This window comes from Pelotomaculum isophthalicicum JI (genome assembly GCF_029478095.1).
GTDB classification, from domain to species: domain Bacteria; phylum Bacillota; class Desulfotomaculia; order Desulfotomaculales; family Pelotomaculaceae; genus Pelotomaculum_D; species Pelotomaculum_D isophthalicicum.
The window spans coordinates 1-16212 of record NZ_JAKOAV010000048.1; the positions used below are offsets into that span (position 1 = coordinate 1).

Consider the following 16212-nt stretch of genomic DNA (forward strand, 5'->3'; position numbering starts at 1 on the left):
CACAATGAATGGCATATGCGGTCCATGTGAGTGGCGTTACATTTCTCACTTGCTTGGCTGATTGGCAAAACAACTCTCACGCCATTGACGGTGAGAATCCCACCGTCAAATTACGTGAGAAGCAACAGCATTTCCCAACACCCGCAGTATAAATCACTTGCTCAACCAATTTATTCCCTCCCCCAAAGTCTTATTCCCTCCTTGCAGCACTTTAAATAATTTCTCTAAGTCAAATCATAAATGCAGGTATCGAAGATTCACTTACTTTATTTAATAATGAAGCTAGAGCCACTTTTACGGCATGGAGGTCTAATTTATAAAAAATACTAACTTGTTTATTAGAGGAGATAAGTCAGAAAGGATCTGCGTTGACCGTGTTATAATAATTTCTGGGCTGGTACAATGACCTGCTGTTTTTTTATATCAATAATTCCTGAGGCGGTAATCCTTAATCCGGGCAGGAAATCGCAAACCAAGAATAACAATGTAGAGAAAAAATCGTTATAATGGTAACCATACTCTCTGGCTTTGTATTCCAAATATTTCATTTCAGTGACAACCGTCGAAAAAGAACGGTCGCTTGCCATTCCACCGATTTTAAGTGGCATAAGAAATGATACTTGACCATTTTCAATTAATACAATTCCACCATTCATTTTGGTCGCCTCAGAGGCAGCGCGTGCCATGGATGAACGATCCCTACCCAAAACAATTAGGTTAAACGAAGTATTATAAGTAGAAGCAATTGCTTCAAATTGACCAAGGCCGCTAACAAAGCCGTTTGTAACCCACTTACCGAATCGGTCGATCAGAGTACAATATAGCAAGTCGTCCTCGCGTTCCAACAAGCCATTACGCGGCTTAAGCAAACGGTCCTGTTGTTTAGTGATAACAGCAGAAACAAAGTTAATAACCGGGAAGACCTTCTCATCACTAGAAGGTACCCCATATAAAGAAGGATCGCTTAACAAATCCGAACGAGGCAATTCAGTACGAAAACCCATTTCCCCCCAGTCCGGTGCTGTAAGTTCTACAGATAATTTCCCGTCAATAGCCACTATCTTACCCTTGGAAAGAACCATATGTGGAGTGAATTCTTCCAAATCAGGCAATAATAGAATATCTGCCTGTCGGCCAGGGGCAATAGAACCCAAATCTTTTTCCACCCCAAGGTATGTGGCTGGATTTATAGTAGACATTTGTAATGCCGTAACGGGATTTACTCCCGCTCTTACAGCCATGCGCAACATTCCGTCGATAAGTCCTTCCCTGGCAATAAAACTGGGACGTGAACCATCAGTGGTAAATAACATCCGGTTAGTAGGCAAACGCATTTCTGTAATTGCCCGGAGCAATTCCGGTAGGTCCGGCCGGAGGGAACTATGCCGCAGCATGGTCCAGAAGCCTAATCTTAATCTCTGGGCTACATCCTCAGCGGTAATCGATTCATGGCATGATTCGGCACCTGCCGCGGCAATTACATTTAAATGATCATAAGAACACCCTGCGGTATGACCTTCAAAACCTTTATGATTGGCACTAGCCAGGATAATCTTTTCTAATAGAGAATAATCCCCCTCAACTATTAGTGGCCAACGGGTTATTTCGCCTATTTTAATGATACTCGGGTCGGAATAAAGCTCTTTTAAATTAGCAATTGAAAAAATGTTTTCTTCATTTATGTCCGGTGACTGGTGTATTGCCCTTGCTACCCAATATTGCCTAACCGGTAGGTTATCCATTGAATTAACTATCCTTAAAAAGCCCTTTGTTCCAAGATATACAAAGAAAAAAAGGTTATCGCAAACAATTGTAGTGATCCCACGCAATAGAGAGGCTTCCGTTAGACTAACAGGATTGTATATTCCCCACGGGTGAGAATGTGGTTCAATCAGAGCTGGACAGAGGTAGAATCCCCTGGCGTCAATAATTGTTGTGTTCGCACCTACCATTTTTTCACTTTCGCCAACGTAAGCAATTTTGTCTTGCGATAATGCAATATTGGCCAGATAAATTTCACCAGATAGTACGTTTATCAGTGAACCACCCTTAATATAATAATCTGCCTCTCGTCTTCCTGCAGACACGTCTAACAACTTCTGGAGATCTTTAGCTGTTGTCAAATTAACACCCCGTCTCATAATTCTTGTTATGCTACAGCTATTTTCTGATTGTTTTATGCCTTCACGCAGAAAGCTAAGTAAGGTTATATTAAGTGCCTTCCTAATATACAAATACCCATAACGTGTCTTCATTTCAGTAAAATTTTAGCTAGATAATTTATTACAACAATTATTTTTTACAAAAAGGCTAAGAAATGCTCATGCTAATTACTGAATATTGTTTAATTTTCTACAAATGGTTTTTTCAGTGTACCTAATAGTAGTATTTATTTAATGGTATATAAACAAAAAAATTTTTTATAGTTAAGAATTATTTTATATAATAACAATCGCATCAGTATAATAGTAATTTCTGAGCAGGAACGAGGATTTGCTGTTTTTTTACATCAATAATTCCCGAAGCGGTAATCCTTAATCCAGGTAGGAAATCGCAAACTAAAAACAACATAGTATAGAAAAAGTCATTATAGTGGTAGCCGCATTTTCTGACTTCGTCTTCTAAGTATTTCATTTCACTGACAATTATCGAAAAAGAACGTACGCTTGCCATTCCACCAATTTTAAGTGGCATACGGAATGATACATGACCATTTTTAACTAACACAATTCCACCGTTCATTTCGGTTACCTTGGAGGCAGCTAAAGCCATTGATGAACGATCCATTCCTAGTACTAGCAAGTTATACGAAGAATTGTAGGTTGAAGCAATTGCTTCAAATTGACCAAGGCCGCTAACAAAGCCGTTTGTAACCCACTTACCGAATCGGTCGATCAGAGTACAATATAGCAAGTCGTCCTCGCGTTCCAACAAACCATCACGCGGCTTAAGCAAACGGTCCTGTTGTTTAGTGATAACAGCGGAAACAAAGTTAATAACCGGGAAGACCTTCTCATCACTAGAAGGTACCCCATATAAAGAAGGATCGCTTAACAAATCCGAACGAGGCAATTCAGTACGAAAACCCATTTCCCCCCAGTCCGGTGCTGTAAGTTCTACAGATAATTTCCCGTCAATAGCCACTATCTTACCCTTGGAAAGAACCATATGTGGAGTGAATTCTTCCAAATCAGGCAATAATAGAATATCTGCCTGTCGGCCAGGGGCAATAGAACCCAAATCTTTTTCCACCCCAAGGTATGTGGCTGGATTTATAGTAGACATTTGTAATGCCGTAACGGGATTTACTCCCGCTCTTACAGCCATGCGCAACATTCCGTCGATAAGTCCTTCCCTGGCAATAAAACTGGGACGTGAACCATCAGTGGTAAATAACATCCGGTTAGTAGGCAAACGCATTTCTGTAATTGCCCGCAGCAATTCAGGCAGGTCCGGCCGGAGGGAACTATGCCGCAGCATGGTCCAGAAACCTAATCTTAACCTCTGGGCTACATCCTCAGCGGTAATCGATTCATGGCAAGATTCGGCACCTGCTGCGGCAATTACATTTAAATGATCATAAGAACACCCTGCGGTATGACCTTCAAAGCCCTTATGACTGGCACTAGCCAGGATTATCTTTTCTAATAGAGAATAATCCCCCTTAACTATTAGTGGCCAGCGGTTAATTTCACCTATTTTAATAATGCGCGGATCGGAAAAAAGCTCTTCTAAATTAGCAATTGAAAAAATGTGTTCTTCATTTATGTCCGGCGACTGGTGTATTACCCTTGCCATCCAATAAATCCTAGCCGGCAAATTATCAAGTAAGTCCATCATTTTTAAAAAGCCCTTTGTTCCAAGATATACAAAGAAAAAAAGGTTATCGCAAACAATTGTAGTAATCCCACGCAATAGAGAAGCTTCCGCCAGGTTGACCGGATTGTATATTTCCCATGGGTGACAATGCGGTTCTATCAATGCTGGACAGAGGTAGAATCCCCTGGCGTCAACAACCGTGGTGTTCGCACCTACCATTTTTTCACTTTTGCCAACGTAAGCAATTTTATCTTGCCATATTGCAATATTGGCCAGATAAATTTCGCCGGACAGCACGTTTATTAATGAACCACCCTTAAGATAATAACTTGCCTCTTGTCTTCCTGCAGACACGTTTAATAATTCTTGAAAACCTTTTACTGCTGATGGCAAATTTACCACCTCTGTGCCGATCCATCTTTATAAATTGGAATTGGTATCGAAATTATCATGGGCCGACTATTCTTTTAAAACTGGCTGTCCCATAAGCATTTCTATGTAGGTAGCCGGGGTTGGTGAAGACCAATCCCGGATTATTTATCCTAAACCACACTATATAACTATAGATCTTCCTTCTTCGGCTTTATTGAAGCACACATTTCAAATCCTTCATTACCTTCAATATTAGTATTTATGATCCATTTCTCCCCAGCTTCATCAGGAAAGTCCTCGCGATAATGAGCACCACGGCTTTCTTTTCTTAGAAGAGCTGACAATACAACTGCTTCTCCTACTAAAAGCATATTTTCGGTTTCCAATTTGTTAATTAATTTCAGGTAATCGCTCACCTCGGTATCAGGAAGTTTTTCTTTTAGTTTTTCGATATCATTGACCATTCCTGATAGTCCTTCACGATTCCGGATAACACCGACCTTTTCCCACATCAGATCCTGTAACTCTCTACGTACTTCTTGCACTGAAAGCTGTTTTTTCCCTTCTGTATGAGATTCTAGATCCTTAATTGTAGATTGGAGATTTTCAATACTTAATATTTTTTTCTTGCTTCGGGCGTACTGGGCAGCGAACCGGCCGGTTATATCACCATAAACCCAGGCTTCCGTCAACGCGTTACCACCTAACCGGTTAGCCCCGTGCACGCCACCGTTAACTTCTCCCGCTGAATACAACCCCTCGATTCCCGTCTCCCCACGCTCATTAATTAGTATGCCTCCCATAAAAAAATGGGCAACCGGGGCAACAAGGAAGCGGTCTTTACCTGTTATGCCTTTTGGAATGAATTTTTGAAAATGCTTAATTTTATCTGCCGGGATGGTCGAAAGATCCAGCCAAACACCACCATTAATCCCCCTGCCTTCTTTGATCTCTTTTGCAATAGCTAAGGTCAAGGCATCCCTGGTCATTTTCGAATTGTCTTTTAAATTATGCCGCTGAGTAATGCTTTCCCCCAGACTATTGAGTAGCCTGGCACCTCCCCAATAAACTAATATTTCATAAATAACCATTTTTTTTACAAGGGAAGATTCGAGCAAACAAGTAGGGTAGTACTGCACAAACTCCATATCTGTAAGCGGGACTCCTAGGCGGTAGGCTAGGGCACAGCCATCACCTGTTGTGCCGGGAGCGTTGTTTGTTTGGGAATAAATCTGTCCAGCACCGCCAGTGGCAAGTACTATAGCTTTAGACTGAATTAAAATAAGTCCTTGTCGGACCGGATCTATAATCAATGCCCCAGCAATGTCACCCAGTTCGCTGCGGCAAAGGCGGACGACGAATACGCCAGCCAGAAAATTAACACCCAAATTTTTTGCGAAATTAAACAGTGGAAGCGTAAAATCCGTTCCAAAACTATTCTCTGTGACTACATTTCTGGCTGTAGAATGGCCGGGTAACGAGATTATCCGTAATTTATCGTTCTTCTTTTGTAGTGGAACACCATAACCTAGTAAATTTTTCACCTGTTCTTGAGCGCCGGAAGTCATGGTGCGAACCATTTTAGTCCGGTTAATCCACCTGCCCGCTGCAAGTGTATCCGTAAGATGCTGTTCAGGTGTATCACGTTCATCCCATAGCCCGGTTGATGCAGCAAAGGAGCCTCCTGAGATAGCAGTATTGTTGGAGCGTCCCGGACGGCTCTTACTAATCAGTAAAACTTCAGCGCCCTCTTTTTTGGATGAAATGGCGGCACACAAACCCGCACCGCCACCGCCGATAATCAGGACATCCGTATTTATTACCTCTAAAACATCCATGCTTAGCACTCCTCTTATCTGTAAAAATATATTTAAAGATAATAGTCGATCAAACGATCACATGACCAGCGCATTTTTACCTAACGGAAATACCTCAATTTCACCTTGCCGGCATCAAATTATCTTGTTGCCGGCAGGGGCGTGATAAGGCACACTGCGCTATAACTATCAACTTACTTAGCTAACATCCGGTCGCAAATGAGAGTGCTGAGATAATCGGTGATATATTCGGCGCTATAAGGACCATCATGTTTGTACCATTGAACTATCCAATTGCACATACCTAATATTGCCAAAATCGTAAGCTTGATATCAAGTGGAGGGAATTGATCAGCCCGAATCCCCTCCTCCAGAGTTTCTCTTAACAGGCTTTCATAAAGATCCCGTTTGACAATGTAGTTCTCTCGATGTTCTAGGGTAAGTTTATCTGTTTGGTTGGTGGCAATTACAAGATACTCATTATTATTTGTTAAATGTAGTAAATGAAGTTTAACCAATTGCTTTAATCTTTCCTGTGGATTTTGTTCATATTGTTTATATACCTGTTGAGCAATAACAAGAAGCAGATCAATTCCTTTATTTATAACTTCATTGAGCAATTCCTCTTTACTGCTAAAATGATAGTACAAACTACCTTTTAATATGCCGACTCTATCAGCAATATCTTTCATCGAAGTCTCGATATAACCTAAATTTCGAAAGAGCTTAGCTGCAACTCGTATAATTTCATCTCGCTTATTAAGGCCTGATAAATCTTCATATATAAGATTTTTTTCTTGATCCATGGCAATCTGCACCCCTTATTTTACTAATTGTTTAAGTAAAGTTAAATTGTATTCGTATTATCGTTTCTTACCGTTTTTTTGGATTGCCTTACCTACTAAGTATACCATGTCTAGCCCAAATATACATAACTGAGGTGTCACCTCGCTTTTGTACGTTTATTAGTTTATCAACATTTCTGTGAGCATTGAGGGGATACCTCTTTATAATCTAATAAATATGATCTATTTCTTTGTTTAAAAGTAATTTACCAACGGGACTGGCCATTTCGACAAGTAAAAAGCTGTTATTATCCAATAGAGCTAATATTAAGATGAAATCCCACCCTGATTTAGGCATAATCTTAACTTCAAAATAACCGCCGCCATGCATTACCATATTGCTGTTCATTCATTTACATTGGCAAAATATTAAGCCGGTGAGATTAATTCGTTACCCGGGGCTTACGCTACTCTAATAATCGTACGTCGATTCAAATAAAGCCAAGCGATAATAATTATAATTAAAGTTGATGATAATTATAATTAAAGTTGTTAAAAAAAACAAATAAAAGGCCTTGTAAGATTTACATCGTTATGTTAATAACCCCCAGAACCTTATTAACAAATAACGCATAAGTCAAAGAGACCTGAACCCGATCTTCAATGGTATCCCTTAGCGCTTAGTCTCCTAAAATAATCAGCTTAAGTCATTCCACCCCCCCAAGTTTTCTTCGACCAAACGGCCGGTTGGCTAATTGAATCATATAGCATTCAAAATATAATGGTCAAGATTGTTATTCTTATCAGTCAAATATTGATAACCAGTGGTAATTATTCAAGGTCAAGCTGTTCTTGCAACGTGGCTGCGGCCAAGCTGTCGTTACCTTATTGAAATCAACTCTGATTGAGTAGTCATAAATGGCCAATCAGTTTGTCTATACATTTGAATAGCTTAACCTTAAATTTTTACCACTGGACATCAAAATTTAACTGACAAGAAAAATGAACTTTTCCTTATTAAATTTCTGTTATATAATCAACCAACCAAACGGCAGGTAGGTTAGTGTTAACCTCAATATCGAAACAGGTGAAATAGCCAGTGCTCACAGCTAATGCTTTGGGTGACAAAGGATTTTACGATAATGGCAGGAGGGTGTAAGTAATGGATGTTCAGCGAATTATTGTCGCCATCACGGGAGCTACCGGAGCCATTTACGGTGTTCGATTACTAGAGGCTTTACAGGCATGTCCGGGGGTGGAAACCCATCTTATATTGAGCAGTTGGGCGGAGAAAACAATTGCGCTGGAGACTAATCGCACAGTTGAATCAGTACGCGAAATGGCTCATTGTTGCCATGACCTGCGTAATGTCGGGGCGCCGATTGCCAGCGGTTCATTCCAAACCAGCGGTATGGCTGTCATACCCTGCAGCATGAAAACGCTGGCGGCAATAGCCCATGGCCTGGCTGAAAACCTCATTATCCGCGCGGCCGACGTGATGCTGAAGGAACGAAAGAAACTAATCCTGGTCCCGCGTGAGACCCCATTGAGTGGGATTCACCTCGAGAATATGCTTGCGGTGAACAGGGCCGGGGCATATCTGGTCCCGCCCATGCCGGCTTTCTACAACCATCCGGCTTCTATTGGCGATTTGGTTAATCACTTGGTCGGACGGGTGATGGATCAGTTTAGTTTACCTCATAACCTGACGCGCCGGTGGGGAGAGGATGGTTCCAATCAACCTTGAATTATTACCACTGGCTATCAATATTTGACTGATAAGGATAACAATATTGACCATTGCATTTTGATTGCTATACGATTCAATCAACCAACCGGCCGTTTGGTTAAGGCAAAAACTTTTCGGGGGGGATGACTTAAGCTGATCACTTGCCGATTATTTTAGGAGTGAAAATTATTCTAAGTAATAACCCAATTGGTATTTGTCAAACCTTAAAAAAAATAAACGGAGGAGATTTAAAATGGCATATAAAGATTTGCGTGAATTTCTAAGTGAACTTGAGAAAAAAGGAGAATTAGTACGGTCTTCCGTGGAATTAGAAAGTGGTTTCGAAATATCATCTTTGATGTGGGAGTTGGCAGATCGCCAGGGGCCGGCGATGTTTTTTAAAATAAAAGGTTACGACATACCGGTCGTTATGAATACGCATGGCACTTTAGCACGTAATTGTATGGGCCTGGGGTTAGAACCCAAGGAAACTTTTAGAGAAAACTTTTTAGCTATCCGGAACCGCGTTGCAGAGCTTCTTGAGGATAAAAGCCAATGGCTGAAACCCACAGTAGTTACAACCGCTCCCTGCCAGGAGGTTGTGATTACTGGTGAAGAAGTAGATCTCTACAAGCTCCCTGTGTTTAAATGGAGTCCGTTGGATGGCGGTCCTTATATTACACTAACCAATATTATTACTAAGGATCCAATTTCCCCAGGTTATAGACAAAATACTGGTATGTACCGGGTGATGATCCATGACAAAAATACTACCGGCGTCATGTGTTGCGCCACTCAGGATATTGGAATTCACGTTGCAAGGGCTCGTGCAAAGGGGATGAAAACGATCCCGGTAGCCATTGCTTTAGGAGTGGACCCGGTGATTAATATTTGTTCTACAACTAAGATGGGTTCATTCCTCGATGATGAATTTGAATTTGCAGGCGGCCTTAGAGGTGAACCGGTGGAAATGGTCAAAGGGAAAACTGTAGATTTATTAGTTCCGGCTACTGCTGAAATTATTATAGAGGGAGAATTAGATATACAACCTGAAAATGCAAGAATTGAGGGCACGTTTGCTGAATGGATGGGTTACTATGAAGAACCGATGATGTTGCCGCAGTTCCATGTAACAGCAATTACCCATCGGCGTGAGCCAATTTACCAATCGTGTATTTTAGGCCACCCCAATAACGAGGGGGAAATGATTAGGATGCCTGTTATTCAGGCCAATAACTACAACACATTAAAAAAAACAGTGGTAGGTTTTCGCGAATTCTGGGCGCCGCATAAATCTCGCGGCTATAAAGTGATAGTTCAAGTTAATAAGCACTATCCTGGCTGGGGTAAGCAGGCTGGTCTCCAGGCCATTTCCACAGGACAAGGATTTGCGGCTGCTAATTACGTTGTGGTTGTTGATGAGGATATTGATATTTTCAATACGGAGGAAGTTGACTGGGCCATAGCTACTAGAATGGACCCGGCTGAGGACGTAATTCTTTTACCGAAAGTTGGAGTTTATCCTTTGAACCCGGCAGGCTCCGGTCGAACAGATGTAGACCCGGTTTCAGGATATACTGAGTTTACTTATTGCGGGAAGATGGTAATTGATGCTACCAAAAAAATAGCATCCGAAAACCGCCGTCCTACAAGTATCCCAGTTGTTCCAGACCGGGAGGCATTTGAGCAGGTTATAGCTAAATGGAATGACTATGGCCTTGCCAAATGGACTAAAGCGAAAGATATTTATTAAATGTTTAGGGCTTAAATACCTTTTAACTTGAATTGGGAAATATAATATCAAAATGAAAGGGGAGAAAGAAAATGGGTATAGCTAAAAATATTTTGGTTATACCCATTGATTAAAATATGGATAAACACCTATTAACAAAGTTGCAATATTCCGCCCCACCAGAGAGTCAGCTTGTCGAACGGGCAAATTATGAGGTAATCAGGGAGATCCAGAGCCAGGGTTTACGCAGATTAGTTAAACATTGCTGGGAGCATGTTCCTTTTTACCGGAGCCTTTGGGGAAAAATGGGATTATATCCTGAGGATATTCGGGGAATCGAAGACATAGGCAAGTTGCCTGTGATTAATAAGGCGGAAATAGAAAAGGATCTAAAAGAAAATCCCCCTTTTGGCACTTTTCAAGGTGATTTGCCTGCTTGTCGCATTCAAAGCAGCACGGGAACAACGGGCATGCCGAAGCCATTTTTTCAAAGCAAGCATGATTGGGACGTACTCGGTAATCTATGGGCCAGGAGGCTAAATGCTCAAGGGATAACCGCAGAGGATCGGGTGCAGGTCTCTTTGACTTACGCGTTATTTATCCCTGGATTTACTTCCACTGAAGGGATTATGAAATTAGGGGCCATGGTGATCCCGCTTGGCAGCGGGGCAGTAACAAACACTGAGCGGCAAGTTACATTAGCCCGAAATTGGGGAGCCACATGTTTGTTGATGACACCTTCTTTTGCTCTTTATCTTGCCGACGTTGCCGAAAAAATGGGCTACGATTTAAAGAAAGATTTTCAAGTGAAGAGACTTATTCACACCGGTGAACCTTTACCTCCGGCGATGCGGCAGCGGATTGAAGAACGATGGGGTCTTCCCGCATATGACAACTGGGGTAGTGTGGAGACCGGGGCGCCAACCTTTGAATGTGAGCTTAAGAATGGTGTTCATATTAATGAGGATGCTTATTATTTTGAAGTTACTGAGCCGGAAACCGGTAATAGCTTGCCCGATGGCAAAGAAGGATTGCTGACGGTGACAACATTATTTAAGGAATCATCACCCCTTGTAAGGTACAATATCGGTGACTTTACGAAAATAATGCCTGAACCGTGCTCTTGCGGACGGACTTTCCGGCGAATGGCCAGTGTACGGGCCCGCGTTGACGACATGGTCAAGGTGCGCGGCAGCGCAATTTATCCGACATCGGTGGAACCGGTAGTCCGTAAATATAGCGAATTAGGCAGTGAATATCGTTTGGTTGTAGATAATGTTAATAACAGGGACATCATTAAATTACAAGCGGAAATCGTGCGGGAATGCTCTACGGACGAACTTAAAGAAAAAATACTCGATGATGTTAATAAGGTTCTGGGAATTAAGTGCAATGGCGTTGAATTATTGCCGTTCGGTACTCTGGCTCAGGAAGCTTCGGCAGCTGGCAGAATTAAATTCAAAAGGCTTCTTGATTTGCGCAATAAATAAACTGGCAACTCAGAAGATTTAATTTAAAATGTGTTAAATGAGTGTTGGAGAAGGGCTCACCAACGGCAAAATGCTGAGCCCTTTTCCACACTCGTTATCAAACATCTATTAAATTTAACATGACTATGTAGAATCTTGCAAGGGCTTTTTATTTGTTTTTTAGCCTTTGAGATGAAAATATCTTTGGATCCTTCCGCAAACACATCTATAACGGTTAGTTCAGAGAATAACAATAATTATAATGAGGTGAAAATATAAATGAATTCTATCAGTTCAGTTACTGAGAAATCAGGTTTGCAAAAACCACTTTTAGCTGGTGCCAGAAAACCAGTTTGGTTATTATTTGCGGTAATTTTTGCTTCTGTAATTATGCTCTTACCAACTCCTGTCGGACTTACTTTATATGGCAAGGCTTCATTGGCAGTCTTTTTACTTATTGCCATGATATGGGCGTCCGAGGCAGTTACATTTGATATTACGGGTCCCCTATTAATTACTTTAGTTACCCTGGTTACCTGGGGAGTAGGTGGTATGACAAGCTCCAACGCTATGAAGTTTGCGCTGTCGGGTCTCAGTGATTCTGCAGTCTGGTTGATTTTTGGAGTATTTATTCTCTCTACAGCAGCCATCGAAACCAATTTAGCGTATCGTTTGGCTTATTTTATAGTTGCCCGGGCTGGAGCTAAGCCCCGCATATTGACTTTAGCTTATATGCTATTAGAGTATCCATTATCTTTGTTAATGCCGAGCATTACAGCTCGAGCTGGTTTTATGGAGCCTATTTGCCGGGCTACAGTTATCTCAACAGGAGCATTACCAGTTGAGGAATCCCTTAAACTTGGCCAGCAACCAAGCAAGTTTGCAAAATTAATTTATTTATCTAACCTATATGCTATATTACTTAGTGGTATTTCTTTTTTAACGGCAGCTACAACATGGCCTTTTGTAGCTGCCTTATTAAAAAAATTAACTGGTTTCGACTTAACTTGGGGGTACTCTGTAATATTGTTTTTACCAACAGCTTTAATTTTAACTATTATAGCTTGGTTTTATTTGAATTGGTTTTTTCAACCGGAATTCGATATAGCAACTGGCGGTCAGCAAAAGGCGCAAGATGAATTGCAAAGATTAGGCCCAATGTCAATTCGTGAAAAACAAACATTATTTATTATTTCTATAGCTATTATTTTATGGGCTACCGACTTTATACACCATTTAGGGCCTACGGTGATAGCTTTAGGAGTCGGCTGGTTTTTATGGTTATTTGGCATTGTGACCTGGCAACAGGTTAGCCGCAACACCCCTTGGGGTTTATTAGTGGTTCTAGGCTCAGCACTGGCATTTGGAAACTTAGTGGAGCAAAGCGGCGCCATGGCATGGATCGGCGGAGTCGTACTAAACTTAACCAATGCTATGCCAATATTACTGATATTTACTATACTTGTTTTCGTAAGCACTATTGTAAGATCAATGGAAGCCTCTGGTATAGCTTTAATCGTGCCCATTGCCCCGATAATTGTTGCCGCCGCCAAAGGATGGAATATTCCCGGCGCAGAAACTGTATTGCTGATGGTTATTGGTACAGTCGGTCATGCCGCTTATCTTTTGCCAATGCAAATGACAAGCAATATGGTGATGTATAGCAGCGGTTATTTTGAAGTCAAGGATATGCTTAAGTCAGGCTGGGCTTTTGTCTTGATATATTTGCTCTTTTGGATAATAACGGCTTATACGTATTGGAAATGGCTTGGCCTTTGGTAGTTTGTTTTTAAAAAGAGATAGATGCATTTAAATAATAGTGTAATAATTAAGGTTTCGCCTCAATCCTTAAAAGATGTTAATTAGCAAATAATAAACAGCTTTAAAGAGAGGCGAAACCTAGTTGCTTATCCTGGATACTAGTAAGATGAAAAGGGGTTAATTTTATTAATGAAGATGAGGATGAGAAAATCGGGTTTTAGTTTGAAAATTAGGCTTGCTGTATTCTTTGTTATCGTCGCGGTATTCCCCTTACTTGCGGGAGGGATATGGATCGTCTTCATTGTAAAGGAACACATGGCTCTACCAGCGCCAAGCGCTCTCCTTTAGTCAGTGTTGATACCAGATTTTTTTTCAACCATGTTAATTGTGTTGTCAAGCGGCCAATTTCAGCATAAAGATCGTTGATCTTCTTTTCATCCTGTGTGGCTTTATTGGCTGTTTTGTGGTCGTCCGAGAAAATGTTTGGCAGTTTGCTAATCGCTATTGCTTTCCACTTTTTGAGCTGAGTCGGATGAACGCCAGTCTCTGATGAAATTTGAGCTATTGTCTTTTATTCCTTCAAAAGCTCTAATACAACCTGGGCTTTGAAGGCATCTGAATAATGTTTTCTCATGGTTCAATTGTATCTTAAATCGGCCTTTTGGCTGTCCGATTTTCCGGGTCCATTATATAATGCCAGCCAGGCTGGCATGTATTGAAACTTCTAATGTAGTATTAAAAAAAGCCAAGGCAATCAATACTGTCAATACCCATCCTGCTATACCGCTCAAATCTGCTGCAACTTGTTTCCAAGTCATCAGCAACACGATTCTTTTTATTATTTATACACTGGTTTTGTTAAGTTCGTGAATCAGGATCGTTTTGAAGTATTGATATAAGATTTTTATTGGTGTTGATTACTTGTTCTAAAGAGACCTTGGTTTTTTGTATAATATCTTCTAAAATTTGGTTCTGCATTTTTAAGGCTTCTGCAATTAGACAAATATCTCCCTTTTTGACTTTATTATTTAGTTTATTAGATATTATTGATAGTTTTTTAGGGATTGGTGAACTGATTTTTTTTCCGTTGCTATTCGTTCTCACTAATACCTCACCCTTTTAGTTTATTAGCTCTAACGCAAAGTACATATCAACACATAATAACATTAACCGTATTCTTATTGCTGTTATACTTATTGCCTGTAATTGATGGCATGGACTATGTTTATAAATGATATATTGCATCAGCATTGTAATAGTTTTTATCGTTTGAACTGTTATTGAAAAAAAAGAGGCCATGATGCCTCTATAAAATTACAGATTACTTATATATCATGGTTTTTTGAGGGCAAATTTTTTATTGCTCATCTTACTGGCATTTCACTAACCAAACTTTTTAAGACCCCTAATGATGAGCCCGAAAAAGTAGAGTACGAAAAAACACATGATGAAATCAAACACACTCAGAAAAAAGGCGCCGTTAACAGTATCTTCTATTATTCCCATCCTTTATTTCACCCCCAATAAAGTTAACATTATACCACCTGCTACCGCTGTACCCAACACACCGGCCACATTAGGCCCCATTGCGTGCATAATTAAGAAATTAAACGGGTTGCACTCAACACCAACCTTGTGTGATACCCGCGCAGCCATCGGAACTGCGGCTATACCCGCCGATCCGATTAAGGGGTTAATTTTACCTTTGCTCATCTTGTACATTAATCTTCCCCAAAGGATGCCGCCGCAGGTTCCGGTGCAGAAGGCTATCAAACCAAGGGTTACAATTTCAAGTGTCTTTACATTGACGAAGTTTTCCGCGCTCATCGTTGAACCAATGGCAACAGCTATGAAAACAGTTACGATGTCCAGGAAGGTTTCGCCGATAGTATTGGCGATTCTATTCAACACCATTGATTCTCTGATTAAGTTGCCCAGCATTAAGCACGAGATAAGTGGTGCGATAGGCGGTAGCAATGAATTAACCAGTAGTATCATCAAGATCGGGAAAATTATTTTTTCTTTCTGGGAAACCGGCCGCATCTGCTCCATCAAACATTCCCGTTCTTTTGGCGGTATGAGCAATTTCATGAGCGGTGGCTGGATTAACGGCAACAGCGCCATATATGAATAGGCGGACACAGCTACTTGCCCTAGAAGGTGGGGGGCAAGTTTGGTGGACACGTAAATGGCCATTGGCCCGTCAGCCCCGCCGATTATCCCGATTGCCCCGGCCTCAGCAATGCTGAAACCAATTATCTTTGCTCCCAACAGAGCGATAAAGATACCGATATGTGCCGCCGCGCCAAGAATGATTGTACTGGGATTAGCAATCAGCGGGCCAAAATCCGTTATAGCTCCAACACCCAGGAAAATAAGCGGCGGGTATATTACCTTTTGCACTCCCATGTAGTTAAAGCCCAACAAGCCGTCTTTATCCATCAGCCCGGTACCGGGTATGTTCACCAGAATACATCCAATGCCAAGAGGAATTAAAAGAAATGGTTCGTACTTCTTTTTAATCCCGAAGTAAATAAATAATATACCGAAACATATCATGACTATATTTCCTATTGAAAAGTTAACAAGTCCAGTGCCTGCCTGCGTATTCCGGTTTATCCGGACAGCGAATCCGGGAACATCCGGACACCGTTCCGGAAACATCCGGACAGTGATTCCGGAGGCATCCGGACACCGCTTGTCGGTTGTTTGATTTTACAGTAATGCA

Annotated in this window: 10 protein-coding genes and 1 pseudogene; 4 read left to right on the forward strand and 7 right to left on the reverse strand. The window is 41.1% G+C overall.

Annotated features, from left to right (window positions below; genetic code table 11):
* Positions 1-377 precede the first annotated feature (377 nt).
* From L7E55_RS16250 to L7E55_RS16265, 4 genes are all read right to left on the reverse strand, one after another.
* Positions 378-2123 carry an adenine deaminase C-terminal domain-containing protein gene (locus tag L7E55_RS16250; RefSeq protein ID WP_277445393.1) on the reverse strand — a complete coding sequence of 582 codons (1746 nt, stop codon included), beginning with the start codon at positions 2121-2123 and terminating at the stop codon, positions 378-380.
* A 334-nt stretch (positions 2124-2457) separates the two neighbouring features.
* Positions 2458-4212, reverse strand: a complete 1755-nt coding sequence (locus L7E55_RS16255; protein ID WP_277445394.1) for an adenine deaminase C-terminal domain-containing protein — start codon at positions 4210-4212, stop codon at positions 2458-2460.
* 167 nt (positions 4213-4379) lie between these two features.
* Complete coding sequence (locus L7E55_RS16260; protein ID WP_277445395.1) at positions 4380-6029, reverse strand: FAD-binding protein; 1650 nt, start codon at positions 6027-6029, stop codon at positions 4380-4382.
* Positions 6030-6202: 173 nt separating this feature from the next.
* A complete protein-coding gene (locus L7E55_RS16265) occupies positions 6203-6814 on the reverse strand; it encodes a TetR/AcrR family transcriptional regulator (protein WP_277445396.1) in 612 nt (203 codons plus the stop codon).
* Positions 6815-7955: 1141 nt separating this feature from the next.
* Here L7E55_RS16265 and L7E55_RS16270 point away from each other — a divergent pair.
* The 4 genes from L7E55_RS16270 to L7E55_RS16285 all read left to right on the forward strand — a co-directional run bounded on the left by L7E55_RS16270 (position 7956) and on the right by L7E55_RS16285 (position 13505).
* The gene (locus L7E55_RS16270) at positions 7956-8540 is read left to right on the forward strand and encodes a UbiX family flavin prenyltransferase (protein ID WP_277445397.1); all 585 of its coding nucleotides are present in this window, start codon (positions 7956-7958) and stop codon (positions 8538-8540) included.
* A gap of 235 nt (positions 8541-8775) precedes the next feature.
* A complete protein-coding gene (locus tag L7E55_RS16275; protein WP_277445398.1) occupies positions 8776-10275 on the forward strand; it encodes a UbiD family decarboxylase in 1500 nt (499 codons plus the stop codon).
* A gap of 284 nt (positions 10276-10559) precedes the next feature.
* On the forward strand, positions 10560-11744 hold the full coding sequence (locus L7E55_RS16280; RefSeq protein ID WP_277445399.1) for a phenylacetate--CoA ligase family protein: 1185 nt from the start codon (positions 10560-10562) through the stop codon (positions 11742-11744).
* A 258-nt stretch (positions 11745-12002) separates the two neighbouring features.
* A complete protein-coding gene (locus L7E55_RS16285) occupies positions 12003-13505 on the forward strand; it encodes an SLC13 family permease (RefSeq protein WP_277445401.1) in 1503 nt (500 codons plus the stop codon).
* A 298-nt stretch (positions 13506-13803) separates the two neighbouring features.
* Here the strand turns inward: L7E55_RS16285 and L7E55_RS16290 are convergent.
* The 3 genes and pseudogenes from L7E55_RS16290 to L7E55_RS16300 form a co-directional block, all read right to left on the reverse strand.
* Positions 13804-14118: pseudogene (locus L7E55_RS16290) on the reverse strand (transposase); the annotation flags it as partial.
* 224 nt (positions 14119-14342) lie between these two features.
* A complete protein-coding gene (locus tag L7E55_RS16295; protein WP_277445402.1) occupies positions 14343-14588 on the reverse strand; it encodes a hypothetical protein in 246 nt (81 codons plus the stop codon).
* A 405-nt stretch (positions 14589-14993) separates the two neighbouring features.
* Entirely contained in the window at positions 14994-16043 is a 1050-nt protein-coding gene (locus tag L7E55_RS16300; protein WP_277445403.1) for a sodium ion-translocating decarboxylase subunit beta, read from the reverse strand.
* Positions 16044-16212 lie beyond the last annotated feature (169 nt).

What these genes read in the sequence shown, in the direction of transcription:
- L7E55_RS16260 (WP_277445395.1), bottom strand. Translation starts at nt 6,029, where the DNA reads ATGGATGTTTTAGAGGTAATAAATACGGATGTCCTGATTATCGGCGGT.
- L7E55_RS16265 (WP_277445396.1), bottom strand. Translation starts at nt 6,814, where the DNA reads ATGGATCAAGAAAAAAATCTTATATATGAAGATTTATCAGGCCTTAAT.
- L7E55_RS16270 (WP_277445397.1), top strand. Translation starts at nt 7,956, where the DNA reads ATGGATGTTCAGCGAATTATTGTCGCCATCACGGGAGCTACCGGAGCC.
- L7E55_RS16275 (WP_277445398.1), top strand. Translation starts at nt 8,776, where the DNA reads ATGGCATATAAAGATTTGCGTGAATTTCTAAGTGAACTTGAGAAAAAA.
- L7E55_RS16280 (WP_277445399.1), top strand. Translation starts at nt 10,560, where the DNA reads ATGGGATTATATCCTGAGGATATTCGGGGAATCGAAGACATAGGCAAG.
- L7E55_RS16285 (WP_277445401.1), top strand. Translation starts at nt 12,003, where the DNA reads ATGAATTCTATCAGTTCAGTTACTGAGAAATCAGGTTTGCAAAAACCA.
- L7E55_RS16300 (WP_277445403.1), bottom strand. Translation starts at nt 16,043, where the DNA reads ATGATATGTTTCGGTATATTATTTATTTACTTCGGGATTAAAAAGAAG.